The 26,195-nt window shown below is 67.8% G+C and carries 16 protein-coding genes and 1 pseudogene; 9 read left to right on the forward strand and 8 right to left on the reverse strand.

What is annotated here, in order from left to right; genetic code table 11:
• Positions 1–149: 149 nt before the first annotated feature.
• The gene (locus J7E87_RS34330; RefSeq protein WP_215098579.1) at positions 150–347 is read left to right on the forward strand and encodes a hypothetical protein; all 198 of its coding nucleotides are present in this window, start codon (positions 150–152) and stop codon (positions 345–347) included.
• Between the two features lie 447 nt (positions 348–794).
• Here the strand turns inward: J7E87_RS34330 and J7E87_RS34335 are convergent, their stop codons facing one another.
• On the reverse strand, positions 795–6,743 hold the full coding sequence (locus J7E87_RS34335; protein WP_215098580.1) for a hypothetical protein: 5,949 nt from the start codon (positions 6,741–6,743) through the stop codon (positions 795–797).
• Positions 6,740–8,932, reverse strand: coding sequence for a hypothetical protein (locus tag J7E87_RS34340; protein WP_215098581.1), 2,193 nt, complete (start codon positions 8,930–8,932; stop codon positions 6,740–6,742). The genes J7E87_RS34335 and J7E87_RS34340 overlap by 4 nt, the downstream gene beginning before the upstream one ends.
• A 405-nt stretch (positions 8,933–9,337) precedes the next feature.
• On the opposite strand from J7E87_RS34340, the gene J7E87_RS34345 reads away from it, so the two are divergent.
• Both J7E87_RS34345 and J7E87_RS34350 read left to right on the forward strand, forming a co-directional pair.
• Positions 9,338–11,158 carry an ATP-dependent endonuclease gene (locus tag J7E87_RS34345; RefSeq protein WP_215098582.1) on the forward strand — a complete coding sequence of 607 codons (1,821 nt, stop codon included), beginning with the start codon at positions 9,338–9,340 and terminating at the stop codon, positions 11,156–11,158.
• Positions 11,148–12,869, forward strand: a complete 1,722-nt coding sequence (locus J7E87_RS34350; RefSeq protein ID WP_215098583.1) for a UvrD-helicase domain-containing protein — start codon at positions 11,148–11,150, stop codon at positions 12,867–12,869. The genes J7E87_RS34345 and J7E87_RS34350 overlap by 11 nt, the downstream gene beginning before the upstream one ends.
• Before the next feature lie 218 nt (positions 12,870–13,087).
• On the opposite strand, the pseudogene J7E87_RS34355 reads toward J7E87_RS34350, so the two are convergent.
• Positions 13,088–13,751: pseudogene (locus J7E87_RS34355) on the reverse strand (IS5 family transposase).
• Positions 13,752–14,112: 361 nt separating this feature from the next.
• On the opposite strand from J7E87_RS34355, the gene J7E87_RS34360 reads away from it, so the two are divergent.
• From J7E87_RS34360 to J7E87_RS34370, 3 genes are all read left to right on the forward strand, one after another.
• Positions 14,113–14,871 (forward strand): TnsA-like heteromeric transposase endonuclease subunit, encoded by a 759-nt coding sequence (locus tag J7E87_RS34360; protein WP_308313203.1) that lies wholly within the window; start codon positions 14,113–14,115, stop codon positions 14,869–14,871.
• A gap of 16 nt (positions 14,872–14,887) precedes the next feature.
• Entirely contained in the window at positions 14,888–17,239 is a 2,352-nt protein-coding gene (locus J7E87_RS34365; protein WP_215098585.1) for a DDE-type integrase/transposase/recombinase, read from the forward strand.
• A gap of 106 nt (positions 17,240–17,345) precedes the next feature.
• Entirely contained in the window at positions 17,346–18,473 is a 1,128-nt protein-coding gene (locus J7E87_RS34370) for an ATP-binding protein (protein ID WP_215098586.1), read from the forward strand.
• Positions 18,474–18,669: 196 nt separating this feature from the next.
• On the opposite strand, the gene J7E87_RS34375 is transcribed toward J7E87_RS34370, so the two are convergent.
• The gene (locus J7E87_RS34375) at positions 18,670–18,846 is read right to left on the reverse strand and encodes a hypothetical protein (protein WP_215098587.1); all 177 of its coding nucleotides are present in this window, start codon (positions 18,844–18,846) and stop codon (positions 18,670–18,672) included.
• 183 nt (positions 18,847–19,029) lie between these two features.
• Between J7E87_RS34375 and J7E87_RS34380 the strand changes: the two genes are divergently transcribed.
• The 3 genes from J7E87_RS34380 (at position 19,030) to J7E87_RS34390 (ending at position 21,989) form a co-directional block, all read left to right on the forward strand.
• The gene (locus J7E87_RS34380; RefSeq protein WP_215098588.1) at positions 19,030–19,899 is read left to right on the forward strand and encodes a hypothetical protein; all 870 of its coding nucleotides are present in this window, start codon (positions 19,030–19,032) and stop codon (positions 19,897–19,899) included.
• Between the two features lie 618 nt (positions 19,900–20,517).
• On the forward strand, positions 20,518–21,075 hold the full coding sequence (locus J7E87_RS34385; RefSeq protein WP_215098589.1) for an RNA polymerase sigma factor: 558 nt from the start codon (positions 20,518–20,520) through the stop codon (positions 21,073–21,075).
• The gene (locus J7E87_RS34390) at positions 21,072–21,989 is read left to right on the forward strand and encodes a hypothetical protein (protein ID WP_215098590.1); all 918 of its coding nucleotides are present in this window, start codon (positions 21,072–21,074) and stop codon (positions 21,987–21,989) included. The genes J7E87_RS34385 and J7E87_RS34390 overlap by 4 nt, the downstream gene beginning before the upstream one ends.
• Positions 21,990–22,082: 93 nt before the next feature.
• Here the strand turns inward: J7E87_RS34390 and J7E87_RS34395 are convergent, their stop codons facing one another.
• The 4 genes from J7E87_RS34395 to J7E87_RS34415 all read right to left on the reverse strand — a co-directional run.
• Entirely contained in the window at positions 22,083–22,415 is a 333-nt protein-coding gene (locus J7E87_RS34395; protein ID WP_251018428.1) for a hypothetical protein, read from the reverse strand.
• Positions 22,416–22,526: 111 nt separating this feature from the next.
• Positions 22,527–22,850 carry a hypothetical protein gene (locus J7E87_RS34400; RefSeq protein WP_215098594.1) on the reverse strand — a complete coding sequence of 108 codons (324 nt, stop codon included), beginning with the start codon at positions 22,848–22,850 and terminating at the stop codon, positions 22,527–22,529.
• A gap of 84 nt (positions 22,851–22,934) precedes the next feature.
• A complete protein-coding gene (locus tag J7E87_RS34405) occupies positions 22,935–25,151 on the reverse strand; it encodes a DUF262 domain-containing protein (RefSeq protein ID WP_215098591.1) in 2,217 nt (738 codons plus the stop codon).
• A 222-nt stretch (positions 25,152–25,373) separates the two neighbouring features.
• Positions 25,374–26,195 (reverse strand): hypothetical protein (locus tag J7E87_RS34415; RefSeq protein ID WP_215098592.1); only part of this gene is annotated, 822 nt, incomplete at its 5' end.

Raw genomic sequence — 26,195 nt, forward strand, 5'->3', positions numbered from 1 at the left:
CTACGAAATCTGGGGATTGACAGATCGTCCGGCGCGAGCTCGAATTGCAGAGGATCGCTCTGGACGGCCGGCCGTATCCCGGCCAACTTCCCCCGGAGTTGGCGCCGTGGCACCACTACACTCCAAACTGGGGCCACTGTCTGATGGTCATGGCTCCTCTGGTGGAACAGCGCCAGATCGTGCCCACCGGCAGCAACGAAGGCGTCCTGACCGGCATGCTCGTGTCCGCCCCCGTCAAGACCGTGCTGCGCGCAGGGTGGCAGGTGAAACACAGCTACATCCACACGCCGCTGCGCTACGACGAGGCCCTCGGCCTCCTCACCGACCCCGGCGACGACGAGTTCTGACAGCCGGACGGAGCCGCTGGCTGCCGTCCTTCGGGGACAACGTCCGGCGCGAGGTCTGCTGCTGCACCAGGTTGCTGGGCCGGCGGGACAAGACCGGGCCGGTTCTCTTCAGCTCGCGCGATGGATGAATCGTTCATAGGCTGACTGTGCCTCACCTCAACAGGACGGGTGGAGCATTCCGAGGGCCGGGCCCGTGCCACTCGCACGTTCGCCGGGCCCGTCCCCATCGGTCCAGCCCGGGTGTGGGACAGCAGCCGCTCACACTCGAGTCGACGACGAGGCGCGACAACTCCGGTGCCGAGCACCACCCGTGCAGGGGTCCCAGCTGAGGAATGCCAGTCCTCGCCGAGCTCGTTTTGCTTCACGAGCACATGGTGACGCTCACGTCTCAGGTTCACCGTCCGCGTCGACGGTGCTCTACCTGGGAACCCTCGCCCGCCGTTCCGATTATTGGAGGCCCTGCCTCCTCCAGATAGCGGCCAGGACGGGCTCGACAATGAGTTCTTGCTGACCGGTGTCCACAAGCACATTCATGCGGTGCAGGCAGGTAAGGAGATGGATGGCCTCTGGATGTTCGGGCTGAAGCAGTTCGTTGAGGTCTTCCAACGGCAGCGGGGCGTCGAATTCAACGAGCTGCTGGAGCAGGGGATGCAAATCGACGGCAGAAGCCAGGCCTGAGTCGTCCATGAGCGACGCCCCCGCAGCGTTGTCGAGATCGGCCTTGAGCTGGGCGAGTGCCTTGGAGGGCGTGTGGCCGCGATTGGCTATCTGAAGGACGTGGTTAAGAAGGCTGGGCCACCCTCCGGTGGCCTTCAGGAGTGCGTCACGCCAGGCCGTGTCCGAATACGGTGCCATCGCATCCTGCTCCGATGTCCAGCTACGTAGACCATCTGCGGTGGCCAGTTTCAGGAAGACCATGCTCTCCTCGTCGGCGCCGTTCAGCTCACGCATGTGGTCCGTGTTCGAGGAGTCGACCAGGGCGACGACGCAGCGGGTGACGCCTTCTTGGGGTTGGAGGGTGATGGCCTGGTCCAGTGCCAGGCGGAGGGCTTCGCGGCCGAAGGGGCGCATGTCGCTGAGGATGATGCGGTGCTGGCGTCCTGGAGCACCTGTCTGCAGTTGCTTCCTGTAGCCCGCCGGAGTCGTGGGGGCGATGAGGGGAGCAAGACGGCCCGCGATGCGCTCCTGCTGACTCTCAAGGGCACCGCGGACGTCGTCCAGGCCCAGTGCGCGGGTCCCCAGAACAATCCGTACACCGTTGCGTCGGGTGGTGAGGTCGGCGATCTGGGCTTCGGTCAGCGGACTGATCCGGGCCTTGGGCGGCAGGGGACGTCGGCCGTGGGTCGCGGACAGGGTCGTGACCGCATTGCTCTCCTGGACGGAGAGTTCCTCCTCGATGCTCGTCGGGGTCCCCAAGAGGCGCAGAACGTTGGAGGACCGAAGCCGCCAGCCGGTGTCGTCGGAGGTGAGCACGCCAAGACCGGTCATTTCTTCCAGCAGGGCGCGGTATTCGTCTGGTGTGGTGGCAGCGAGGGCGTGGGGCCACCATTCGGTGCATTCCGCGCGCAGTGCTCGGCCTGCGATCGGTTCGTCCACGCTTTTGCGGTGGGCGTGGAGTGCCACCACCAGGGCGATGAGTTTGTACCGGGGGTCGAGGTGAAGGGTGAGCCGTACGGTGTCTCGGATGTTCTTGGCGAGTGCCTCCGATCCGATGACCCGTTCCAACATCTCCTCATCGATGGTCCATGTTGGGCTGTCGGCGGGAGTGCGGTGATGGTGGGTCTCGTGGACGAGGGCGAGTCCGATGTTCTGGATGATCTTTGGGTGGTAGTTCGCGTAGGCCAGAGCTCGGTGGATGAGCATGTCGCTGTGGAAGCGGATTCCTAGTGCCTGCATGGGCTCTTGGAGGAGGCGGTACGCGGCGGCGGGGCTGAGCGGTCCGATGACGAGGGGTTCACCGAAGTGGGCGCTGGCGAGCGGCTGGTTCGGCAGAGCGGCGAACCGCTGGACTTGGTGCAGGCCTGCGAAGACGGGCTTGAAGCGGCGGCCACTGGCGCTCATGAGGTTGCGCAGGGCGGATGTGTGGACGAAGCCCTTGCGGGCATCGCCGTCGAAGAACTCGTCGCATTCGTCGAACAGGATGAGGAGCTTGCGCGCCCTGTCCTGCTCGAGCCAGGCATTGATGTCCGCCTCCACTTGGCGCATCCCGCTCGCCCGGTGCTTGCGGCGCTCGGCAATGCCGGACTGCTCCAGACTGCTGCCCAGCAGGTCCCACAGCACCTCGGGGGTCAGGCCCATGCCGGAGGGGAGGGGAATGTACAGGCTTACCTGGTGCCTGGTCTGCCGGTAGCGGGAGGCTGCGGCCTTGAGCAGCGCTGATTTTCCGAGTCTGCGGCCGCCGTAGACGAAGCTTGAGCCCTGCGGGTCGAGGACTGCGGACAGCTCCTCGCTGCGGCCGTAGAACATTTCGGTGGGCAGGGTGTCGCTGGCTTCGGGGAAATAGGGTGTGACGGAGCTGAAGGGCGCGAGGATGTGCTCGGTGGTGGCGAACAGGCCGGTGCCCCGGGCTGCGAGGAAAGCCACCGCGCAGGCGTCCAGCACGAGGATCGGCTTGTCGCGGCGACTGACGCATTCGTGGGCCAGGGCACGGCGCTGTGTTGCACTCAGGGCCGATGCGATGACAATCAGGACCGGCAGCTGGCTGACGTCCTGTTCGATCCAGCCCATGAGCGTCCGGGCATCTGAGACTGACCGGGTGATCATCACCCGTAGTCGGCCGTCGGCTCCTGAACCGAACTGCGGCAGTTTCGCGGGGCCGACAAGTTTGACCTCAGTGAGGTCAAACCACTGCCGGTTGGCAAGGTTGGGCAGTTCAGTCGTGCGTTCCTGGTCGTATTCGATGCCTGCCAGCCGCAGGACTGGCTTCAGGTGCTGGAATTTGGCCTTGGGGCGCAGCGTGTTCCACTGAGCGTGGAGCTGCTGCAGGGCAGCGAGTGCGTTCGCGGCCTGGGAACGCTGGGCGGGCGTCAGTGCGGAGAAGTCGAGGGCTTCACGCTGTGCCCCGTTGCCAGCGTCCTTGATCAGTTCCGGCGTGATTCCTGACGGGAGGGCATCGTGGACAGCGGGAAAGAAGGCGTCGAAGTCGGCGACCACGTTTGCAGTGGGCGGGCTGATGCCGTCGCGGGCAGCGATGAGGAACTCCTCGGCCGTGGCGAGATCTCCGCTGGCGATCAGCGTTCGAATTTCGTCTGCCAGGTCGGCACGTGCATCTGAGTGGTTCAGTTGTTGGGTTGCTGCGGCGCGGAAGGCGTTTTTGGCCTGCTCCGACAGGGTGTTGAGCTGATCGACAATGCCCTCGCACTCATGTCGAATGGTGCCGAGGTTGTCTTCGTGGAGTGCTCGTTTGGCTGATTCCAGGCGCGCCATGACGTGGGAACGCCCGGGTTCGGGCAGCTGGCCGAGCCGGGCAGCCGTCTCCGCGTGGTGGGTGACGTCGCGGTGCAGTGTGGTGACGTTCTTCCTGCTCTCCGGCAGTAGTCGGTGTTGCTCTTCGCTCAGCTTGCCTACGGATTCGCTACTGCCGGCATGTGATTCGAGCATTTCCAGGGTGGTTCGCGCCGTGGCGTAGTTCTCCGCGGCAGCATGCTGGCGTGCTGCTGTTTCCCAGTCGGTTCGCTGCGCGATGCGTACGTCGTCGATGGTGACGCGGCGCAAGGGATTCAGCTCGATGTCGAAGTCCAGGACCGCACAGCGCAGCAAGTCGGCGTTGAGTGCGGTTGTGACGGTGGGTTCGGCGCCGGAGAGTCTGCCGGTGCGCAGGAAGCCGATGCTGGTCTGCATGGCTTGTGCGCATAGGGCTGCCGTGGCGGACAGCAGGGGGTCCGGTTCCTCTTCGGCGGCTGCCAGCTCCGTCTTCATGCCGGTGCCGTGGTCTTTGACGCGCTGGGCGAGGTGGGAGAAGACCGGCGGCGGCTGGAAAGATTCCAGACTTTGGACGGATGTCAGCCAGGTGTGTGCGACGTCGAGGGATTCGTGTGCGTACTGGAGGATGCGCCGCCTGGCGGCGCCCTGGAGACGGGCCTTGTTGTTTCTCTTCTGCTGGTCGGTAGCGGTCAGTCGCCGTTCCAGGACGTCGGGCTTGCGCAAGGCCACGAGTTCGGCTTGCACTGCGTCCAGGCGGGGTCGGTCGTCTCGTGCCACAGCGTGCAGGATGTGGCCGATGGGGCCGTGTTCGCTCCACCACTCACGGACGATGTCGTTGGCGCGGGGAAAATGGAGGCTGCGCGGTTCGGCGAGGTGCTCACGGGCGAGGGCGCAGACGGAGGTGACGTCCACGTTCGCTTCGTTATCACTGGGGTCGTCGGTGTTACTGGGGTCGTCGGTATTGCTGGAGGTGATGGAGTGAAAGCCGAGTTGACCGCGGGCACACGCCTCGGCAGTGGCGGTCAAGGTGGTGCGGAAGGACGGCATCGTGTGCAGCGACTGGGCCAGCGGGCGCAGGAGTTCGCCGGCTGCCGGATCCGCGGAGACGAGGCAGGCGCGGAAGAGGGCGGTAGCGAGCAGAAGGCGGCCCGGAACGGCTTCCGGCATGGTGCGGCCGGCGAGATGAGCGATCTCGGTGTGGACTGCTTCGGCGCATGGGCCGGTCGCGGTGCGCATCGCGGTTGACAGGACGTGCAGCTTGAGACTGGTGGCGAGCTCAGTCTGGTGGGTGATCTGTGCGACGTGGTAGGCCAGGGCTGGTTCGTGGGCCTGGAGCAAGTGGGCGACGGTGCTGTGCGAGGGGTCCGCGTGATCGTCGGCCGCGGCTGGCGCCGTCGCGGCATCGGGAAGCAGCGGTGCGGGAGCGGGCGGTGTGGTGGAGGCTGGCTCCTGGGTGTGGAGGGCTGTGGTTCCCGTGTGGGTGGCCTGCAGTGTTTGTTGCGCACCGTCGCTGGGTGCCTTCTCCGTCTGGCCCCGCTGGCCGGGAACGGGGATGTGGGAGGCAGCGGGCTCTTCGTCGCCGGCGGATTGCGCTGCCGGGTGCGTGGCCTCGGTGCCGTCGGCGGTGGTGGAAGCGTCATTGCCAGCCGGGAGGGCCTTGTCCTGCGTGGGCGTGGGATCCCCTGGGTCCTGTGACGGTCGGGGGGAGTCCGCAGGCGGTGGTGGCGCGGCAGCAGATGTGTCCTGGGGGAAGGTGATCTTGCCCCGCAGGAGTGGCAGCAAGACGGGGCGCAGGCGATCGGACAGGGCGGTGCGCAATCTGCTGTCGAGGTGTTCGGCACGGGAGTCGTCATCGTGTGCGACGGCATCTGCGAGCGCGACGATGTCGGCCAACAGCGCCGCCAGTTGTGCGTCGCTGTCGTCCCACTCTTCTGCTTCGATGAGCCGTGCCGCTTGCTGGCGCAGCTCCCCAACGACCGCCCTCTCGTGCGGTGTTGCTGCTTGGCTTGCTGTCTTGAGTGCGGGCAGCCATTGTGTGCGGCGGTCGAGTTTCCGACTGCGCTCGCGCAAGAGTGCCGCCAGGGCCCGGTGGTCCTCCGGTACCTCGCCGATAGGCTGGTCGCTGACTCGGGCCAGAGCGGATCGAACGGCCGGCAGATACGTGAGTAGTTCTTGGGCTGCCTCCCATGCTCCGGGATCGGGCAGTGCCCCTGCCGCTACGCGTTCAGCGGCTTGCCTGAGGTCAGCGGCAGCACGGGCGAAGAGTTGTTGCAGACGCTCCGCGATCTCGTCGCACTGCGCAACTGATTCCACCGAGACATGCGATGCGTTTTCGTCGGTCTCGTCTTCGTCTTCGTGGTCGGCCAGCGAGGCATTCAGGGCAGCGGTGTGCGCGAGGTGCCGTTCGGCCCATTTCTGAGCGAAGCGGTCGCAGTCATCCGCAAGGCGTGACACGTGCTCGGCGGGCCAGGACGGCAAGGCCCGGTTGCGTAGTGCCCACGCCAGAACACGGGCCTGGCCAGGGTCTGACTCCCAGAAGGCAATCGCGGCCAAGAGCAGTTCCGCGCGGGGGGACTGCTCGAGGATGCCTTCGAGGACGCCGTCGCGGTGTCCTTCCGACCACTGTCGCCTCGCCTGTGAAAGGCCTTCGAAGAGAGGGCCGCCCAGGATCCTGGCCTCGAGAGGTCGGTATTTGGAGGAACGCTGGGAACACAGCTGTGTCAAAGCATGCCGACTGATCGTGGGCGTGAGCTTGCCCATAGCCGGAACACGCAGCATCTGAAGCAGTTGAGTTCGCTTCGTCCTGCCCACCCGGTTGAGCAGGTCGTTCAGCTGGGCCTCGTCCACGACGGCGAAGACGTCGCCCAGAGGGTCACCGAGGCTGGCCAGACTGATGCTTACCTGTTCTCGTAGCGCTGCGGGCGCTTCCACATACGAGCCGCGCTGCTTCACCGTCATCTTGGTTCGTGTCATCCGTTCGCGCTGCGCCTTTCCTGTTGCTCGTGCTGGGTGAGGTGGCGGTGCCAGGGCTGGCCTGGGCCGGTGCCACGCAGGTGTCCGTGGACGAACGTCGTGCCGGGTGGCAGCTCGGTCTCGGCGTCACGGCCTTCCACGTCGAGGCGCCAGCGTGCGTATGCGGCACGGGATTCTGGCGAGGCCCGTTGCCCACTGGGCAGACGACGCTCGCGGGGCCTGACCCAGTGCCGGTTCATCGCGGTCTCGGGAAGGCCGTCACCACCCCATTCCGCGACTTTTCGCGCCTCCCATGCCTCGGGAGTATCAGGCCACCAGGTGAAGACATCGGGCTCGCCGGCGTTGGACGCCGTCTGCGTGAGCAGGCCCAGAACGGCCATGTCCTCGCAGGTGTGGATGACCGTCCACAGCAGTGCAACAGTGCACATATCAGCACCGAACAGCGAGGCCGTCAGGCGACGGCCATGGAGGCTACGGCTGCCGGCCGGACCGATGGTTCCGTCTCGTTTGAGTGCCTCGACGATCAGATGCTCCAGCGCGGCAACCGCGGGGCGCCAGGCCCCTGTGTTCACGGAGGGCTGCCACCGCTGGGGGGCGGCCGTATCCGGCGACCAGGCAGGCAGGCCCAGGCCGTAGGCGAACAGGGTCCAGTCGCACTCCCAGCGGACCGGCCCGAACCCCTCGACCGGCACAGGCTCGGCAAGCCGCATACTCGTTGCGACAAGGCGCCGTCCAGCCCTTGCTGCCGCGACGGTGAGCCGCACGCCGGGATACATGGTGGACGGCCAGGTCACACCAGTGACGCCGGAATGTGCGGGCCGCGCACGCTGCAGCGCTGCCTCGTCCGAGAGGTGCTCGCCGTCGTGGTGCAGGTGCAGGATCATCTGCCCCTCGGGCAGCAGTTTTTTCACCGGCTGTGTCAATTCCAGCCTGCCTGCGGCGAAGTCCCTGGCTCCCACAAAGACGGTGAGGACGACCAGTTCGTCGTCCACGTGCTCGACCTGGACCCGGCTCGCACCGGCATCCAGACCGCGCGCTTGCTGCAGGTCTTGTGCCGTGGGCGCGGACTCCGCGAATCCGATACCTGCGGGGGTCAGCGGATCCAGTCCGGCCAGCAGGGCGGTGACCGGTTCGGCTTGCGCCCTCCACACCCCGCCTTCCAGCCAGCGATCGTCGAGACGGACGTCAACCCCGCTCCGGTAGCGGTGGCCGGTCACGGCGTCCGCGAGGGCGAGGTTGGCGTCAACGACCTGAGCGGCTCCCGCAACGCCGGACAGTGGCTGGGGCCGTCCGTCTTCCGCGTCGCCGGCCAGCGCTGTCAGCAACGGCCAAAGCGCCGAGTAGCGCGCAGCGCCGCCCGGTCCGGGCCGCGACACCGACCTGCGCAGCTCCTGTGCTCGCTCCGAGCCGGCGAAGTCCTGTACTGCGGAGGCCGGGCGGCCGTACAGGCCCCAGGTGCGGATGGTCCGGCTGGAGGCCATGATGTCCGCCACGCAGGTAGTCGCCGACCGTACAGCCCAGGCGACGGTCTCGGCGTCGGCGTCCTTGTCCAGCCAGCTCGGGAGCGGGCCGAGCTCCAGGAAGCCGCGTCCGGCGCCGGAGAGGAACGCCGCGTGCGATCCGATCTGGTCACGTGAGGAGACCTCTCCCACGGCGGCCGGTACAGCGCCGATCAGGTGGCCGTGCTCCAGACCGCCACCGGGACGCAGCCATCTTCCGAGCTCTACCGCTTCGTCGGCGCTCAAGGGTCCGAACACACTGGTGTCGATCAACAAGCGCTGCTCGTCGGTGTCACTGGCCGCCGGCGCTCCGGATAACGCAGCAGCGGTCCAGCCGTCCTGCTCCACCGCGTCGCGCCGCCCGAACACGGCGACGATCTCGCCCCATACCTCGCGTGCGCCGCGCGTCAGCCTCACGAACGACCCTGCAGGCAATACGGGCAGACCCTCGCAGGCCCGTACCTCAAGGAAAGAATCCGGGTCCGGCTCGGCCGCGTAGCGGCGCGTGGTGGGGTCGTAGCCCAGGTACAGGGCGTTGAAGGCACGGCAGGCGTGCAGAAGACCCCCGCGGGCCTCCATGATGCGTTCCAACTCGCGAGCAATACGCGCTCGACTCTCCTGGGGAACCTGCTCCACACCCAGAAGGACTTCCGGGCACAGTACAGACCTGCCCTCCTGAAGATCACGCATGGCAGTCCCCTCCCGCCCCACCCGCGTCGTCCCCCGCCCGCTATCCAGGGAGAATAAAGGCTATTCGTACTCCACGGGGTGGATTACGCATAGTGCTGCGGCACATTCCTGCATGGAGTGCGGCAAGCCGAGCAGGGTGGAGGCGCCGAACACGGGGTGCACGGCTGCCAGCCCAAGGTGCGGCCCGACGGGGGTTGTTGGGCCGCGCCGATGCCGCCAGTGCAGACAAGACCCTGATCCGGGTGCACGAATCGGCAAGCTCGGCCGAAAAGCTACAATCCCACCAATGACTACCGCGCTGGGCAAGTCCTATACCCCACTGGGCAGTACAGCCCTTCTGCGCGGAGTTGAGACGCCCGTGCAGGGGCCGCAGCTCGGGACGAGATGCGTGAGAGGACGTGCACGGTGAAGGTACGGCGGCTGACACTGCAGCACTTCCGCGGCATAAGCCGGGGCACTGTCCTGCTGGACGGCCACTCGCTGCTGGTGGGCTCCAACAGCGTCGGCAAGTCCACCGTCTGCGAGGCGCTGGAACTCATCCTGGGGCCGGAGCGGATGTTCCGCCGTCCGGTGATCGACGAGTACGACTTCCATGGCGCCCGCTACCAGCCGGTGGACGGTCAGTTGCCGGAGATTCGGCTGGAGGCCGTCCTCACCGGCCTGTCGCCGGAGGCCGAGCGACGCTTCGGCCCCCATCTGCGGCGCTGGTCGGCTGAGCGCGCTGACTTCGCCGACGTAGTTCCGGGCGCCCTGGAGGAGGCCGATGAGGGTGAGTGGTGTCTGCCGGTGGTGTTCCTGGGCCGGTTCGACCCGCAGGAGGACGACTTCTTTGGCGGCACCTACTTCGCCCACCCCGAGAACGTGCCGGACGACCTCACTGAAGAGGCAGCCGAACTCGGCGCGGGCCTTGCCCCCTTCAGGAGAGAGGACAAGCGTCTCTGCGGGTTCCTCTATCTGCGGCCCAACCGGACCGGAAGCAGGGCGTTGACCTTCCAGCGCGGGTCGCTGCTGGACACCATCGTGCGGCTGGAGTCCGAACGGGCCGGACCGCTGTGGGAGAAGGCCCTGACCGACCTGGCCGCGGTTGCTGTGGCTGGCGAGGACTCCGGCTTCGCGAAGATCCGCACCGAGGTGCGGGAGCGCGTGGAACGCTATTTGAGCCTGGCCACCGAGCCCGACCCGGTGGATCTGCGCGTCTCTGAGCTGACGCGTGAGCATCTGCGGGAGGTGCTGCGGCTGTTCATCGCCACCCAGCCCGGCGCCCATGGCGTGCCCTTCAACCGGCTGAGCACCGGCTCACTGAACCTGCTCGTATTCGCCTTGCTGACCTATATCGCCGAACTCAAGGGCGACCACTCGGTGATCTTCGCGATGGAGGAGCCCGAGATCGCGCTCCCGCCGCACGCGCAGCGCCGCCTGGTCGACTCCGTCATCGGGCGCATGGGTCAGACCATCGTCACCTCGCACTCGCCTTATGTCATCGAGAAGTTCGAACCGGATCACATCGTGGTCCTGGGACGGGACGAGGCGGGCGTGCTGCGCAGTTCTCCTGTCGTGTTGCCCGCAGATTTCAAGGCGAAGCGGTACCGGGACAACCGTCGGCAGTTTGCCGAAGCGGTCCTGTCCCGAGCCGTGCTGGTGGTTGAGGGGGCTACCGAGGCGGACGTTTTCCCGGCCGTCGCCGACGTCTTGGAGCGTGACCCTGCGGTGGATTATCTGCATCTCGACCTTGCTGGCGTCACCGTCTTCGATGCCCAGGGCGACAACTGCGTGCCGTTGTTCGCTCCGGTCTTCAGCAGCATGGGCAAGCCTGTCTACGGCGTCCACGACACCCCGGTCCGGCCGTTCCCGGAGGAGGTCACCGCCAAGGCGGCTGACTTCACCCGGTACAAGGTCATCCCGCACAAGGGCATCGAGGGCCTGCTGACCGAGGAGATCCCGGTCGCCGTCCAGCGCCGCTTCCTCACTTCGGTAGCCGGGCGGACCGACTACCCGGACAAATGCGGCCATCTGTGCGAGGGCATGGACGACGCCGCAGTGCGCACGCTGGCCTGGCAGGTCCTCAAGGCACGCAAGGGAGATGGCTACGGGGCGGCCCTCATTGCCGAATGCTCCGGCCGGGCCGAACTGCCGGCCTCGGTCGCCGACTTCCTGCTGCAGATCGACAGCGACCTGCGCCCGGCAACCGCACCGGATGCGAGCCGCGACGAGGCCGATGGAGCTTGACGAAACCCGTCGGGCGATCCTGGCCTGCACCGGGCATGTGCTGATCGAGGGAGGGCCGGGCTGCGGGAAGACCACCATCGCGCTGCTCAAGGCCCGCCAGGCGCTCGAGAACCTCCAGGCCGAACAGCGGGTGCTGTTCTTGAGTTTCTCCCGTGCGGCGGTGCGCCAGATCACCGACCGGACAGGCGGCCTGCTCACGCGTTCCGCCCGCGCCCGGCTGGAAGTGCGCACCTTCCACGCGTTTTTCCTGGAAGTGGTCCGCAGCCACGGCCGGCTCCTGACCGGCCAGCCCTCCTCGTTCATCACCCCCGACCGGGAGCGGGAGCTGCGCGCCGACTTCAACGGGACCAAGGACGCCTGGCGCGCCGAGTGCGAGCGCATGGCCGTCGACGAGGGCCAGTACGTCTTCGACCAGCTGGCCCCCACCGCGGCCATGCTCCTGGAGGGCAGCGCCGCCGTGCGCGCCCTGTACAGCAGCATCTACCCGCTGGTCATCGTCGACGAGTTCCAGGACACCAACATCGATCAGTGGCGTGCTGTCAAGACACTCAGCCGGGCCTCCACCGTGATGTGCCTGGCCGATCCCGACCAGCGCATCTACGGGCACATCGAGGGCGTCGACGAGGAACGCATCGCGCACGCTGTGGCGCACCTTGAGCCCACCTGTTTCGACCTGTCGCAGGACAACTACCGCAGTCCCGAAGGCGGACTGCTCGAGTACGCCAACGCCGTGCTGCGCAACTCCCCCTCCCCCATGCCTGAAAGTGTCAAGACCTTCACGTACCAGCAGCGCTTCGGTGCCCTCCCCGCCGAGGTCGTCACACATCAGGCGATACTCGCTCTGCGCAACCATCTCCGGGGGGAGTTGGGGCGCGAGGCGACCGTCGCGGTCTTGGCCACCACCAATGGGCTCGTCGGCCGCGTCTCCGAGAAGATCTCGGTGGAGAACGTGACCGCCCGCGGCGAACTGCCTCCCATCGACCACGACCTGCACTGGGATCCCGAACTGGCCGCCGCGGCCGGATTCGTCGTGGCCTCCCTGTTGGAGTGGCCAGGCCTGGCTCGCCAGGAGGCCGTGACCAGGACCCTGCACGCCGTGGCCGACTTCTACCGCACCAAGTTCACCCGCGGTACAAAGGGTGCTCGCCCAACGATCCAGACCGTCGAACGGGCCATCACAGCGTTCGCCGACGGCAAGCCTCTCCGCTCCAAGACGGCCAAGACTCTCATCGCTGCCTACGACATGGGCATGGAACTGATCGGCCAGCCCGTCACCGACTGGCAAGAAGCCCGGTCGCGCCTGCAGGGCTCGGCCGAGCTCAACGAACTGTTCAAACAGGTGCGGATGCTGCGACTGCTGAAAGCCACCGACGTCCTGGCATTGGCCCTGACCCAAGCCTGGGACGGGACCACCGCCTACACCGACGCCGCCGCAACCGTCCGCCGAGCCTTGGCCGCCGACCAATTGTCGGCGCCCGAGCAGGACACAGCCGCGGTCAGCCTGATGAGCATGCACCGCTCCAAAGGCAAGGAATTCGACGGCGTCATCATCGTTGAGGGCGCCTACCACAGCCGCCTGCTGGACGCCGAATGGGACAGCGAGCGGACACAGGCCAACCGCCGTCTGCTGCGCGTAGCCATCACCAGGGCCCGCCACATGGTGGTCTTTGTCCGGCCCGAGGACGGCCTCCCGCTCACCGGCGCCCCATAAACAGCTCGCGCCGAAGACGCCGTGTTACCAAGGCAGTTGACAACATGACCACAAACCCGGCGGCGCACGCGGAGCCCCTGTCGGGCCAGGGGGTTGCGGATGGCGGCCGCCTTCAGGTGCCGAGCGCGCGCGGTCACCGCTTTCCGTCAGGGCCATGGGGACGGTCTCGGCGCGGCCCCGGACGGCCGCCTCAAGGCGCGAGGTCCTTAGAAGTCATCTCATTTGGCGAGTCTGCGATAGCAGATGAGGGTGCAGGCGATGCTCGTGAAGGCGAGGAAGTGCTCTGCTTGCGCTCGTAGCGTCGGTGGAGACGTCGACACCCTGCGAGCCAGGCCATGGTGCGTTCGATGGTCCAGCGGTGGCGGCCCAGTCGTTGCGAGGTCTCGATTCCCTTGCTCACCAGGGGGATCAGGGCCTGGCTGTCGTGCAGATTCGCCCCCGAGATTCCGACGGACAGGGGCAGACCGGTCCGCTCGGTGATCAAGTGGATCTTCGAGCCGTACTTGCCCCGATCTACAGGATTCGGACCTGTCAGGTCCCCCTTTTCAGGGCCCGCATGTTCACTGAGTCGATCGCACAGCGGGACCAGTCCAACTCGCCGCGGGAGCCGAGCTCGTCGAGGACCAGGCGGTGAAGTTTGGCCCACACCCTGGCCTTCGTCCACTCGGAGAAGCGGCGGTGGGCCGTTGCCCCCGACGGCCCGAACGATGCTGACGGCAACTGTTGCCACGTGCAGCCTGACGTGGCCACGAACACGATCGCAGCCAGCACCTCCCGGTCACCATGTCGGCGTCGCCCACCTCCCTGAGGTCGCGACGGCGCCTCCGGCACCACCCGCTGGAACAGCTCCCACAACTCGTCCGGCACCAGCCGCTCAACGATCCCCACCACGACCGACAGCCTACTCAACAGCCCAAATGAGATGACCTCTTAATCGCAGACTTGTTCACCCTTTCAGGCGTATCCGGCGGGCGGGGAAGTTCTCGCGGCACGGCGCGGAGCAGCATGGGGGATGCCGGGCTGTTGCGGCGGCGGGCGTCGCCGGGAAGAGGCAGGAGGGCGGGTGAACAGGTGGTGGGAGTTTGGCTGTCCGGCCCCCGTCAGCCGCTGCCGGTACGAGGGCAGTCGGCTGCGGGCGGTTTCGTCGGCCGGCTGGCGCACGGTCAGGGACCCTGGAGCCGGAGGAGCTGCTGGCCGGACAGGTGTGCGGGGCCGTGCGGCGGCGCGGCAGGGGGTGGGCGGCGTGAGCGCGGTGGAGGCCTCCGGCGACCTGTTGGAAGGCGAGGCGGTGCCGGGCGCGGGGCAGCGTGTCGTGGCTTTGTACCGCGAGCCGTACGGGCCGGTGCACTTGTGCAGCGTGGCGCAGCTTCAGGGGGTGGTGCTGGAGGAGTTCGGGCCGGTGAGCGAGCCGGTGCCCTATCGGGGCCGCAAGGGCATCATCACCTACTGGCCGGTGGCGACCCGGGAGCAGACCGTGGTGTGCGGCAGCCTGCGGCAGTGGCGGCTGGCGGTGGAGCTGGACTTCGAGCCGGCCTGGGCAGCGTTCAGTGCCGGCCCGGTGGAACTGCGGTGGCGGGCGGGAGGCCGCCTTCGCCGGTGGCGCCCGGATTTCCTGGCACGCACGGCCGATGGTGTGCGTGAGGTGCTGGTGCTGAAGCCTCCCGGCCAGGAGAGCCTGCCCGCGGCGAGGCTTCAGGTGCTTGAAGAGGTGGCGCGGGCGGCCGGGTGGCGGGCGCGGCAGGTGCGTGAGCCGTCGGGGCTGCGCGGGCGCAATCTGGGATGGCTGTCCGGCTACCGGTTCCCCGCGGGTGACGAGGAGGGCCAGGGGCGGGCGCTGCTGGGGGCGTTCAGGCAGCCGACGGGTCTGCGGGCGGGGGTGGCGGCGAGCGGGCTGGACGAGCTGGCGGGGCTGGACCTCGCTTACCGGATGCTCTGGCAGCGGCGGCTGCTGTTCGATATCGCGCAGCCGCTGCTGCCCGATGCCGTGGCCTGGACGGCCTGAAGGACCGGAGGGGCGGATGGCGGGAACAGGTGAGGGCCGGCTTGCGGGGTCGCTGTCCATCGGGGCGCGGGTGCGCTGGCAGGAGCGCGAGTGGGAGGTGGTGGAGTGGCAGGGGTCGCAGGTCACGCTGGTGCCGCAGGACGGTGGGGAGGCGCCGCGGGCGGTGTCGTACCGGTGGCTGGTGGGCGCGGACGACTTCGCCGTCATCAGCGGCGGTACGACGCCGGTCATGGACGGCTCTGCTCTTGACGGATGGGGGCGTCAGGAGGGCCGGGAGGATGACGCCACGCTGTGGCATGCGCGCATGGTGGAGATCGATACCGGTCTGGCGCCGGGCCGAAGCGAGCATGAGCGGGGATTCGGGCCGGAGACGACGCTGGCCCAACGGTGCACCGCGATGTCGGCGCGGCTCGCGGCCGACGGCGTCCACTGTTCCGCCCACACCCTCGCCGACAAGCGGCGCACGTGGAAAGCGGCCGGGGAGAACCCGGTCGTCCTGCTGCCTCGACCGCGGGAGAGACGGCCGGGGGGCTTCACCGATCCGAGGTGCCTGGCCGCCATGCAGGAGGTGGTGGCCCGGCGCGCACACGCGTCGGACGTGACCATCGAGCTGATCCGCGAGGAGGTCGAGGACCTGCTGCACTCGCGCTACGGCAAGGAACTCGGCGATCCGGCCGCCGTGGCGGCCCTGCTGCCCTCCCGTTCCACCTTCTATCTGCGGATGAAGGAGTCCGGCCTGGCCGATGTGCTGGGCCAGCCGACGCGGGCCCGTGCGGCCCTGGCCTCCACCCCGCCTCTGCCCCACGGCGGGCGCGAGGCCGTGCTGCGGCCGGGACAGGTGACCCAGGCCGACACCACGCCGCTGCGGATCCTGGCCCGCGGCGACGACGGCCGGCCCACCGCCACGGAGATGACCGCGCTGATCGATGTGGCCAACCACAGCATGTGCGCGCTGATGATCACGCCCAGCCGTCCCCGGGACGCCGAGAGCGGACAGGCAGGCCAGGCGACCCGGGCGATCGACCTGACCCTGATGCTGGCCCAGGCTTTCGCGCCCTGGCCGGTGATGCCCGGCTGGGACCCGCTGAGCGCCGCCGCCACCTCCAGCCTGCCGTTCGGGGCGCTGCAGGCGGCGGACGAACGGTTCACCGAGGCCACCGCCGCCCGCCCGGTCATCCGCCCCGAACTGATCATCTACGACCAGGGCAGCCCTTATGCGAGCGAGCATTTCACCGAGGTCTGCGACCGGCTGCGTATCGCCCGCCGCCCGGCGCGCAAGAAGACCGCGCCCGACAAGCCGCTCGCCGAGCACTTCTTCATCACCCTCGCGCACCGCTTCAGCCAGTACGTGCGGCACGGCTGGCAGGGCCGCAGCCACAAAAAACGCGGCCGCGGCATCGACCGCATGCCCCTGTTCACGATCGCCGAGCTTCAGCAGATGGCCCAGGAATGGGTGGCGCTCGAGTATCAGCAGACCCCCGATGCGGGGCTGCGCGATCCGTTCCGGCCCGGCATCGTGCTGTCGCCCAACGACATGTACGCCGTCCAGGTGGCCCGCAGCGGCTACCGGGCTGTGCCGCTCTCCCCCGCCCAGAACCGCTTCTTCCTGCTGCCGCGGTGGGTCACCCCCGGCAAGGGCGGCTTCATGATCAACTATCGGACCTATCAGCCCGTCGCGCAGGACGCCGGGCACTACCGGGAGATCCTCCTGCGCGGCGGCTCGAAGCTGCCTGGCGCAGGGGACAAGTGGGAATGCCGCTTCAACCCCTACCGTCCCGAGCGGGTGTGGCTGTATGACCACACGGCGGACACCTGGGTGACGTGCGACTTCCGGCTGCGGCATCTGCTCACCGACCCATGGACCGCGGACATGTGGCAGGAGCACGCCGAGCGGCACCGTGCGGCCGGCGGCAGCGAGCAGGACGAGGAGGCGATCGCCCTGTCCCTGGCGCAGCGCGACCGGCGCCGCCGCAGTCGCAGGCCGCCACCCAAGCGCACCGGAGCCGAACCGCCCTTCCAGGGGCTGGAGTTGGAGACCGAACAGCCCTCCCAGGACCCCTACGCGGGCCTGGAGGAGTTCGACCTGTCGACGCTGCGTCCCTACCCGGCGCTGCCCATCTCTCCTCTGGCGCCCCCGCCCGCACCCCTCTCCCCCGCGCTGCCTGCAGGCACGGGCGGCGTGGACCGGCCGTCGGACAACGGGCAGGCCCCGCATCCGCTGGCAGCGCTCTTCCCCGACGACGGCGACGGCAGCCCGCCGGACGCCCCCACGGCCGGAACACCGGCAGCTGCCTACGAGGTCGTCGAGGCGGAACTCCTCGACGACCTCGATCCGGACGGTGACGAGGACGACGTATGGGAGATGTAGGCGACCGGGGCAGGGGCCGTAAACGGCGCAGCCGCAGGCCGGCCCGTTTCCCGGTCCGGAGCCGGTCCGCCGGTGCAGGGCAGGGCCGTGACGAGAGAGAAGCGTGATGAAGGCATCCGTCGAACTGCGTGACAAACGTGAAGCCCGTCTGCGTCAGCAGCTGAAGGACACCCCGATGCGGCCTCTGCCGCTGTTCCAGCTCACCGGCTGGACCCACTTCGTCGACGAGACAGTGGAGCCGCCCGTCCTGGCGGTGGGCAGCAGTCCCGCCACGGGCAGGAAGAAAGACGAACAGGCCATCGCCTACCACCGGCATCTGCGGATGGTGCCCACCGACGCGATGACCCACATGCAGGACATGGTCGTCGAGGCGGTCCACCGCAACAGCGGGTGCCGTGAGGGTCTGATGGACCATGTCATCGACGGGCCTGCGGGCACCGGCAAGACCTGCCTGCTGCGGGCGATTGGACGCACCGCCCAGAAGGAGATCGAAGCCGCCACGAACGGCAGGCAGAAGAACACGATCCCGGTGGTGCACATCACCACCCCCGCAGACCCGGAGCCGAGGGTGAACTGGCTCTGGGAGATCGGCTCCTACCTGGGTCTCAACCCCGAGCCGAAGAACCTCCAGGAAGTCCTGGAAATGCGCAAACACCAGGACGTGAGCCTGCCGGTCAACTACGTCCTGGAAAACGCACAGACCCGTCTGCTACTCATCGACGACATCGACCGCGCCTCCCCGCAGCACCTGGCGAACGTGCTGCCCTACTTCGACTACCTGCGCGACAAGCTGGGCATCTCGCTCGTCTTCTGCGGCACCGGCGCCAGCCACCGCCTGCACCAGGCCCGCATCCTGGCCCGGGACCTGACCCGGGTCAGCGAGGAGAACCGGGTACGGCTCGAACAGGCGGGACAGCCAGCCGAACCCGTCTCCCCCTCACCCACCGCGCTGCTGCCGGTGACCTGGCTGCACCCCCTGCCCCTGGGCACCAAGACCGAGGAACAGGAGATGTTCCGGCGCGTACTGGCGAGCTTCGAGGCCGACCTGAGCCTGTACCGGCTGGAGGAACACGCCCTGAGCAAGCACGCCGTCGAACTGCACCGGCGCACCGGCGGCTACTTCAAAGCCCTCACCTACATCATCTCCACCGCCGCCGTCATCGCGATCCGCAGCGGCAGCGAGAACATCACCATGAAAGAGATCGACGCCGCGACAGCCCAACTCGGCCCCTAAAACGAACCGCAGCGTGCAGCTGGGCCCCGTTCGCGCCTGCGGCTGCCCGACGGCGAGAGCCCGGCGTCCGTGTGGTCCGCTCACCCAGCAGCGCGGGCTTCTGCGGCACCGGCTGATTGCCCTAGCGCAGGCGGCCGACGCCGGTGAAGGTCTCCGGGCGGCGAAGGCGGGTGCAACGATCCGGCGGGCGGGGGATTCAGTTGTGCCATTGGGCGAGCACCCAGCCGACCAGAAGCGATCCGACGTGCCGGAAGGCGCCGGAGAGGAGGCTCAGGGACATCAGGCGTGGCCAGGACATACCCCGCTGACAGGGATCGGACTGCACGGGCGAGGTGCCGGGGCAGTTGTGGGTCGCGGGCTCTGCTGTGTTCATGGAGAAGTCCTCTCTGGGTGGATGGCAGGCGCGCAGAATCCGGCCAGGAACAGGGAAAGGTGGCGGGCTATCGACCGGGCGGGCTGCCAGGTGGCCTGTGCTTTCGATCGTGGCAGCGACCGTGCGGCTGACGCACGCTCAAGGCGGCTCTGTCTGGGGCGGAAACGCTGTATTTTCCAGATCGTGCAGTACTGGGAGAGCATCACCGGACCTGGCACCATCGACGAGATGGTGGCCGACGCGCACGCGGCGGGCCACGCGGACTTCAACGCACGGCTGGTCGGCGCGTGGATTGCCAAGGGCATCCTGGGCAGCCCGCAGGTACGCACCCTGCACCGCGGCTCCGACAAGGCCCTGCACAGCGCCCATCAGCGCAGACTGCTGCTCATCGTGCTCGACAAGCGCCGCCGGTCGCCGGAGCTGAAGCTGAACTCCCTTGCCCAGATCCCGCTGGCCTTGTGGCTGTGGTGGGGCGAAGAGTACGTGGCCGTGCAGCAGGCGCAGCGGGCGTTTTCCACCTGGCTCGGGCGCGGCCAGCGCAACAAGGACGTCGCCCGCGATGGGGCTGTGGGACTGCTGCGACAGATCGACCACCCGCTGGCCACGCCGACCGCGCGCACCCGCCTCGTACGGCTGGTCACCGACCTGGGCAACGGCCAGGCCCTGACCCCACGAGGGCGGGCCGAACTGGTGGACGCGGTGCGGGAGGTGATGGAGCCCGACAGCGTGTTCGCCGCCAGCGGGATGGTGCGCGCCGTGGGTCCCGTGGGGGCCCCGATGACGTGCGAGCACGTCGTCGCCCACGCCGAGATCATCAGCCTGGCCGTACAGCACGTCCTGCGCGCGGGCGTGAGTGAGCAGCTCCTGGAAGAAGCGCGTGCCGCGGCCCGGGCCTGGACGGCCGACTATCTCGCCGAGCGCCCCGGTCTCGAGGCGGCGGCCGGGTCCCTCGCCGACGCCTTCCGCTCCCCCACCCTGGACGAACAGGTCAATACCGCCGGCGAACGGCTGCTGTACACCGTGGGCCTCCTGCTGAGGCAGCGTCAGCAGTGACGGACGGCGCGCCCGGCCGCGGGCCGCACCGAAGGCCTGCCAGCGGGCAGCCCGATGATGGAGCTTCGCTCGTTCAAGGCTGAGTTCATGGCCCTGAGATGAGCGACGAAAGTGGGAGGCCATCGTCGCGGGCACCCTAGTCCTGGCCGTCTGCGAGAGCGAGCTGCTGATCGATCCGTCACCTCTCGATCGCCTCCGCAGTGCCGAGGCCCACCGCAACGGCACCGTCCAGCTCGCCAGTGAAAACACCACGCAGCTCCCGCCCGCCCCCGGTCAGCCGACGGGGCAGTCCGTAGGCGGGTTTCCGTGCCGTGCCGTCCTCACGCCCGCCGGTTCGGGCGGAGGGTTGGTGTCAACTTGCGATCCGTGGGAGCAGTTCACGTTCACCGGCTCAAAGCCCTCTACCTAGTATGGACTTCTCAACTCTGGGCCTGGTCGCAGGCCTTGTCACCGGCCCGTTGGCCTTGTGGCTTCGCCTTCGCTGGCGTGTGCGGCAAGAGCAGGCGCGCGGTGCCTACCTCGTTGGTATCGCTCAGGCCCTCCCCCGTGGAGGGCGGTTCGACGGACGGTGTGGGGACGGAACCCGGCTTCGTCTGATCGTGAACGGGAGCAGCAAGCATGAGTGATCGTGAGCCGCGGGAAGCCACGGGCACGGCACAGTCAACTCAAAGCGCCTCCGCCTTCCCTTCCACCGAAGAATTCGAGGCCTTCTACCGGGAGTTCACGCCCAAGCTGATCGGTTTCCTCGTCAGGCAGGGAGCGCGCCTGACGATAGCGGCAGAGATCGCCCAGGACACCATGACCATGGCGTTCCGGAAGTGGGCTGAGATCAGCAACCCGCCCGCCTGGGCGCGGCGGGTCGCCTCCCGAGAACTCATCCGGCATCTCAGCCGCGCTGAAGCAGATCTTTGTGAGGAGGTTCCAGAGTCTTCCTCGCTCCTCCCCTCACCGGACGCCGCTGCGCAGTGGGAGCAGCAGCAGGACCTTCTGCGGTTGCTGGCCGACCTCCCTCCCCGACAGCGGCAGATCATGGCCTGGAAATACGACGGTCACTCGCCTGCGGAGATCGCCGAGGAGCTGGGCATCAGTCCTGAAACCGTACGCGCCAGCCTCCTCAAGGCCCGCCGCGTACTTGCTGCTCGCCTGGCACAGCGTGAGGAGCGTGAAGACCGATGACGGACGTGTTCGAACAGTGGTGGGCAAAGCAGAACACGCAGTTCGACACGGGACTGGCAGGCGTTCTTGACCTCAAGGCCGGCCTGAGCGAGATCTGGGTGGAGAGGGACCACGCACAGCTCGAATCCGGACTGGCCAGTGTCCTGGATCTGTCGGGAGGGCTAGCGGCCATTCTGGCGGGGAACGTTGATGCTCCCGGGTTCGTACCGGTGGGAACCGCTTCGGCACAACTGAGCCAGGACCCCGCGTGGTTTGAGGCGGTGTCCGTAGAGACCCGTCTGGCTGTGCGGACCTCTCCTCTCGCGCACGCCCTGCACCTGTCACATGCGGCGGTCCGCTCTCTCGTACGCGCCCGAGACCTGGCACAGCAGGAGGAAGCCCGCAGCCTGCGTGAACCGCGGAGCGGCGGCCCGAATCACCGGTTCGACACCGACCGGATGATGGCGGTCAACTGCACTCGTGCACTCCTTGTCGAATGCGACACCGAAGCACTGCCCGCCCAGGCTGTCCTGTGTGCGCATGACCTGCTGTGCGTACTCGAGTACGTCGAAGAGCACGGTCGCGCGCACTACGCCCTTGCCCTGGAAGGCGCCCTCGCACGGGCTCAGGACCTGCTGCGGTCCCTGACCACAGAGGTCGTCGCCCTCCTTGGTCTCAGCGACAGCCTCTGCCCGGACTACGAGACGCTCCTGAGCCTCCTGGACGACTTCATCGGCGCAGACCTGCGCCGGGCGGACCTGGCAGGCGTCAAACTGGACGGGCTGTGGTGGTCCGAGACATCCACAAGCTGGCCGCCCTACGTAGACATCGAACTGCTCAAGTTCGACTCGGTCGAAGCCGCACCAGGATCGGGAATCTACGTGATCACCCAACGCGGCATGACCAACATCCCCGACAACCTCGCGTGCGCGTGAACTGGACTCCGGTAACGGGCGAGGCCGCCCTCGCCTGGCTGCCCGCAGAACCGGCTTCAGCGCCTGTACGAGAGGCTGGGCGAGTCGCACCGGTCAGCGGCTGCGCAGTTCCTCGGACCAGTTCCGCAGTTGGCCTTTGAGGGCGAGGTTGTCGCCGCGGGCCACGGTCTGCGGCAGCTGGGCGCGCACGGTCGCTTCGGCGGCGAGTCCGGCCGGGCTGGCCAGGGTGGGGAAGGCCTCGCGGACACGGGCCGCGACATCCGGCTGGAGCAGCGTGTAGGCGTAGAGCGTGGCGACGTCGAACCCCTCCGGGGCAGTGCCCCAGCCCTCCCGATCCAGGTTCCGCAGAGGCGTTGTGAGGTTGGCCCAGTGCAGGTCGCCGCGGGCGGTGGCCCAGCGGGTCACCGCTGGGGCCTCGATGCCCACGAACCGGGGATCGCCCGGCCCATGTACTGCTGACGTACAGCGACACGGTCAGGTGACCGTGTCGCCGACACCTTCTCCAGCGCCTCCGTCAGATCGGCCGCAGCCAGCCGGTCAGCCGGTGCTGGAGCGGCGGTGCCGCTCGGACAATCCCGGCACCTGCTCGACGAACGTCTTGCGGGAACAGCTCTTCCGGTCACAGAAGTACCGGCGGACCCGCAGCCGGACTACGACCCGGCGAGACCCCAACGGCCTTTCTTCCAAGGCACGTTGGTACGTGCTGTGTCTGCGCCTCACCTGTTTCCGGCAGTCCGGGTACCGGCCCGGGCGCGCGGTGGACACCGCGTCCACCACAAGGACGTCGGAGGAGTCGCTGACGCGCTCCACCCGCACATCGATCCCCGGAAACAGCACAGCCTCGACCGTCTTGCTCGCCATGCCAGGTCATACTCTGCCGAAACGATCCCTCGCTCACTTCGCTGACCGGGATCGGGACAACCGCCGACAGACCTGCCTGACCGGCTACAGCGCGCCGGCCGCCGCCGCGCGGTCACGGATGGTTCGCAGGCTGACGCGTACTCCGTTCTCGTCTTCGATGTGCCATTCGTTCATGCCCTGGCAGGTCTTGGTGCCCCGGGCGACGGCCCCGGCCTCGTCGACCCGGCCGTAGGGTGTGCCTCCGGTCGCAGCGAGGATGATGCCGCCGTTCGCATCGATGGTGGCCCAGTGCTCGGTGGCGCGGTAGGTGAGCACGATCCGGGTGTCGGCTGTCAGAACTTGGGCGTCGATCATCCTGGCCACGTCGGTGCGTCGACCAGAAGCCGCTCTGCGCCGCGGAGGGGCCTGGCGCGGACGGGCGACCGGCTGGCCGGCATCGCGTTGCGGAGGTGCAACGGCAGCAGAGACGGGCAACCCCAAGCGTTCGGGTTTCCAGATGCATTCGAACAGGCGCAGATACAGCTCCTGCCGGGTCTCGATGACCGTGGTCATGGTCTCACTCGGCCCGAAGGCCCGCATGTGCTTGTCGAGTTGGTGTGCCTTGATGAAGTCGCGCAGCTCAGGGTTGCGGTGATCGTATTCAGGGGCCATGACGCCCAGGAGGACGTTGTTCCGGGCGTAGAGGCGGTTCTTGTCGCGGAAGGGGAGGTCATTGATGCTGGAGTTCTCTCGGCCCCTCAGCAGGCCGAGGCCACCGAGTTGGTTACGGCGGCTGCGGAAGACGACCGGGTCAGGGATGTCACCGGCGACGCGATGGTGGTGGTTGGCCCACAGGTGTTCTATGTGGAACTGGTCGCGGTCGAGGTAGGCGAGGATGTCGAAGGGCTTTTTGCAGGCCTCGTCGGCGTAAGCGGTGGCGCGAGCGAGGAGATAGCGGATCTGATGGGCGTTGTTGCCTCGCAGGCCCAGGGTGATTGCTTCGCGCACCGGGTTCCCGTTTTGCTGGGCGAGGTCGCCCAGTGTGGAGGCGACGTCGGCGACGGTGCGGCAGCCGCGCAGGAGGGGGACGAGCTCGGCGTGGACCAGGGCGTCGGCGTCGGCGGACTGGACGGGCAGATCCTGCAGGATCCGCAGGGCGTACCAGCGGTCGATGTAGGAGGCGACAAGGCGGCCCTTGTCCTTGGCGTCGGTGGGCCGGTCGTCGGGTGCGATGGCAGCGAGCACGGCGACGGACTGGACGCCGAGGCCGTTGCGCTCGTTGAACAGCACCGTCTCCAGGCGGTCGCCGTCCATCTTCAGGGTGCGGGTGGCGGCGAGGACGGGCCTGTACAGACGGGCCGTCTTCAGTAGATTCTGCACGAAGTTGAGGAAGTGGTCGGGGCGTCCCGGGGTCAGGCCGAGGTACTCCGCGTTGTGGCGTACCCACACGTTGAGGTTGGTGGTGATCTGGCGGCGGTCCTCGTCGCAGTCCTCGCGCGCGCAGCGGGCAAGGAGGTATGCCTTGATGAAGCGGGATGCCGCCTGGGGGTCATCGCGGTCGGTGGAGAGTTCCCGCAGCATCTCCTGCCACTGGGTATTCAGCTGATCTTCAGCGGAGCCGACGTTGGACAGCAGATGGCTCTTGAGGAGGTCGACGGTAGTGAGGCGGGCGCCGCGGTCATTCATCGTCTCGAACATGCGGTAGCCGTGGTCGGGGCCTGCCGCGCGGATGCCCACCAGGACCACGCGTGTCAGGAGCCATTCGGTGAAGGGGTGGAGTTTCTCGGCGTCGAGTTCCTCGGCGAGCTGGGATTCGATCTGCTGGCCGCGTGCCCACAGGTTGCGGCGGGAGAGGGAGTCCCCCGCGCCGGCCTCGTATCTGCGGCCCTCGCTGACGGCTTGCAGGACGGGGTCGTGGTCGGTGATGCCGACGCTGAAGTGCTTCCCGTCGGTCGTGATGACACGGTTGAGTTGGTCGACCGTGTGGGTATCACCGGCTTCCTGGGCCGACAGTCTCAGCTGCAAAAAGAGCAGGTGCAAAGTGACGAAGCGCTGCTGACCGTCGACGAGGAAGCGGCGCTTTTTCGACGGCTCGTGGTAGACGAAGGGGCCGAGGAAGTACTGCGGCGCGGTGTGGGGGCGGCGCCGGTACGCGGAGTCGCCCAACCAATGCTTGAACGAATCACACAAGTCCCGCAGCAGGGTGCGGACTTCTTCGTCACCCCAGGTGTAGTCACGCTGGTAGTAGTCGATCTCGTACGTCACATCGCGGAACAGCTCATTCAGGCTGAATCCCTGAGACCTGATCTCGTCCGCCCCCACGCAACCACCCCTCACCTGCCAGGCATATCCCGTCATGCTCCCAATCCGGCGCCGCGGCGTACAGACGGCGCGGGAGTCTGGTCGGCGGCGTGCAGAAACATCGGCGCAGGCGACTGTGTCGTCCCCAGCTCTGCCGGGCCGGCGGTGCTGCTGCCCATGCGGCCGCAGGCGACCGCACGACGGCGGCTGCTCCGCGGATTGCCTCTGGGTGGGCCGACCGCGTCATTGGGCCGGGGGCAGTTGTGACTTGCGGCCTGCACCGGACGGGTGGTGGAAGATGTCGAGTGCCCTGGCCGGGTTCAGCAGCTCCTGCGCGATGATGGGCGGCGCGGCCAGGGTGACGATGCCCCGGATCCAGTCGGCGGATGTCGTGTAGGCCACGATCGCCGTGGTCTCCCACAGCGACAGGGGTTCCACCACGGTGAACGCGTCTGAGTCGCTTCCGAGGGGAGGAAGCCGCACGCTGACCTCCACGGCCTCCGCGCCGACGTGGACGGTGTCCCCGTCGGAGAACTGACGCCGGGCACTGAGGCCGTAGGCGACATAGTCCGGGCCGGTGCTGTCGCTCGAGTCCTGCCGATGTCGCCACTCCTGCCAGATTCGCGCCGACTGCGTGGTGGCTCCAACCTGCTGCAGTTCGACGGTGGCCTGGTGGAGTGTGGCCGTGTTGATGATGCTCTGTTGTTCTCTACACCGGCGTTCCACACAGGCGACGGCGCGTTCCAGCGTGGAGCGGGCCCAGTCGTGCAGCCAGGGGTGCGCCTGCAGGCTGTGTGCGGTCTGCGACAGCTCAGTCTGCAGAGTCCGCCAGTGATCCCAGTTGAAGTTCGGCCCCAGGAAGTCCGGTACGTAGTCGGGTTCTTCCCGGTTCTCTGCTTCCTCGGCCTCTTCGGCGAGAACCTCGCAGAGTGAAACGAGGTCGACGAGGACATCCGCCAGAGTGTTGTCTGCGGTGACGGTTTCCACCCGGCAGCATCCGCACATGCGGGACGCGACGTCCGCGTCGAAGCGGACACGACGTGCTGAGGTGACCCCCGGAGTGTG

Origin of the sequence: Streptomyces sp. ISL-1 (assembly GCF_018614585.1) — a bacterium.
GTDB classification, from domain to species: Bacteria; Actinomycetota; Actinomycetes; order Streptomycetales; family Streptomycetaceae; genus Streptomyces; species Streptomyces maoxianensis.